Below are 1,109 nucleotides of genomic sequence, written 5' to 3'. Positions count from 1 at the left end.
CCAGAACCTGCTGGCTCAGCATATGCGAGACGTGTGGGCAGGCCTTTGTCGTATTCGCGAGGCTTGGGGGGCGCAGGAGGTGCTGGTCCGTGAGTACAGCGCGCTTCAAAAGCAGTCGATCGACTATGGGGTGTTGGAACGGATGGAAAGAGGCGTCGCGATGGTCAGGGCCGATTTGGCCTGGGACGATCTGGGGGCCTGGGATGCGTTGGCCCGGGTGCAGCCCGTCGACGAAAGCGGTAATGTGATTGTAGGTGAGGTGCGGTCCCTGGACACCACCCAGTCGATCATCGTCTCAAACGGGCCGAGGGTGGCAACGGTTGGGCTGTCGGAGATGATTGTGGTGGCGTCTGCGGACGGCGTACTGGTCTGCCCCAAGGGGCGGGCCCAGGAGGTCAGAGGACTCGTGAGGAAGCCCTAATGCCTGCGCGGAGGGCGTTAATCACCGGCATTACGGGCCAGGACGGCTCCTATTTGACCGAGCTTCTCTTGCAGCGAGGATACACGGTGGACGGGATGGTGCGACGGTCAGGTGCCGAACCGTTCGACCGGATCGCGCACATGCTCGATCGGATCACCCTGCAGCCGGCAGACTTGCTCGACCAGGAGTCCCTGATCCATCTCATCAGAGAGGTCCGGCCTCACGAGATCTACAACCTCGCCTCGCAGTCGTTCGTCTCAACCTCCTGGGAGCAGGCTGTCTTCACAGCAGAGTGTACCGCCGTAGGTGTGACCCGCCTGCTGGAGGCGGTCCGCCTGGTGGATCCCGGGATCCGGTTCTACCAGGCCAGCACGAGCGAGATGTTCGGTAAGGCTCAGGAGGCGCCGCAGGACGAGCGGACGCCGTTCCATCCGAGAAGCCCGTACGGCGTGGCCAAGCTCTACGGCCATTGGATCACGGTCACCTACCGGGAACGCTACGGGCTCTTTGCCTGTTCCGGCATCCTGTTCAACCACGAGTCCCCCCGTCGGGGTAAGGAGTTTGTCACTCGGAAGGTGACCGATGGCGTCGCGCGGATCAAGCACGGCTTGGCGGCCGAGCTACGCCTTGGTAACCTGGATGCTCGTCGCGACTGGGGCTATGCCGGTGACTATGTCGAGGCGATGTG

Annotated in this window: 2 protein-coding genes; both read left to right on the top strand. The window is 63.0% G+C overall.

Annotated elements, in window-relative coordinates; all coding sequences use genetic code 11:
* The coding region (locus KGL31_06695; GenBank protein ID MDE2321591.1) for a mannose-1-phosphate guanylyltransferase at nt 1-421 on the top strand (421 nt) is incomplete at its 5' end.
* A partial coding sequence (locus KGL31_06690) for a GDP-mannose 4,6-dehydratase (GenBank protein ID MDE2321590.1) occupies nt 421-1,109 on the top strand: 689 nt, incomplete at its 3' end. The genes KGL31_06695 and KGL31_06690, both read left to right, overlap by 1 nt.

It is taken from the genome of Candidatus Methylomirabilota bacterium (assembly GCA_028870115.1).
Lineage (GTDB): Bacteria > Methylomirabilota > Methylomirabilia > Methylomirabilales > Methylomirabilaceae > Methylomirabilis.
Note: the sequence above shows the minus strand (reverse complement) of the source record. Positions and strands in the feature narration are given on the sequence as shown.